Genomic DNA, 1,186 nt, shown 5'->3' with positions numbered 1-1,186 from the left:
GGCGGTTGTGGCAAATGGTGCTGCAACGATCGCACCGTCTGCGCTATCGCGATTATTGCGCCGTGGACGTTGCCGAGGAATTCAAGTTGGACGCATCGTTGGTCGTGTCGGTCGTGTCAGCCGTATCGGCGTCCCCCGACTGGTGCCGACGCACCTCAATCGTCTCGATACGACGTCCATCCACCTTCGTGACGACCATATCGTAGCCATCGTCGGAGGAAAGCACGTCGCCGACCTCGCCCATCTTGCCGGTGTGCGCCAGGAAATACCCGGCGACCGTCTCGTACGGGCCATCCTCCAGCTCGATGCCGGTCAAATCCGCGAAATCCTCGATCGTCATACCACCCTCGATGGTGGCGACGCCGTTCACGAAAGCGGTACGCTCGGTGCGTTCCCCGCCCTTTTCCTCCGGCAGATCGTATTCGTCGCGGATGTCGCCGACCAGTTCCTCGGTCATATCCTCCAACGTGACGATGCCGTCGGTGCCGCCATACTCGTCGATGACCACCGCCAGATGGATGCCGCGTTTGCGCAGCAATTCCAGGCTTGGCAGCAGTTTGGACGTGCCCGGCAGCGAAATACCCTCACGGGTCACATCGGCAACGGTTTTCGCATTCGGATTACGGATGTCGAGTAGATCGCGCACGTGCACGAAGCCGAGCACGTCATCGAAGTCCTTGCCGGAGACGGGATAGCGGGAGTACGGCATTTCACGCACATAGTTCGCGGCTTCCCGGATCGGCATGTCGCCGTCGAGGAACACCACGTCGGCGCGCGGCCGCATGACTTCCGCGACGATGGTCTCGGACGCGTCGAACACGTCATCGAGGATGGTGCGTTCGTCCTTGCTGAGATTCGTGTTCGTGTTGACGAGCACGCGCAGCTCCTCGTCGGACACCTCGCTGTCCGTCTCGTTCGGGTCGAATCCGAGCAGACGCACGATGATGTTCGTGTTCTTGCCGATCAGCCAGATCAGCGGCCTGCAGACTTTGGCGAATGTGTGGATCGCCGGCACCACGGCGCGCGCGATCTGTTCGTTGCGCTGCATCGCGATGCGCTTCGGCACCAGTTCCGAAATGACGATCGAGCAGTAGGAGATGACCAGCGTCAGCACGATGGTGGTCAGAGGCGCGGCCACGCTCGTCGGCACGCCCCATTGCTCGATGACCGGCACGACATACGGCGC

1 protein-coding gene is annotated in these 1,186 nt (G+C 61.6%); it reads right to left on the bottom strand.

All coding sequences use genetic code 11. The annotated features are described in order from the left end of the window. Positions 1–52 precede the first annotated feature (52 nt). Positions 53–1,186: hemolysin family protein (locus tag B3C64_RS07375; protein ID WP_291534828.1), on the bottom strand; the 1,134-nt coding region annotated here is incomplete at its 5' end.

Source organism: Bifidobacterium sp. UBA6881, assembly GCA_002451435.1.
Classification (GTDB): Bacteria; Actinomycetota; Actinomycetes; order Actinomycetales; family Bifidobacteriaceae; genus Bifidobacterium.
Note: the sequence above shows the minus strand (reverse complement) of the source record. Positions and strands in the feature narration are given on the sequence as shown.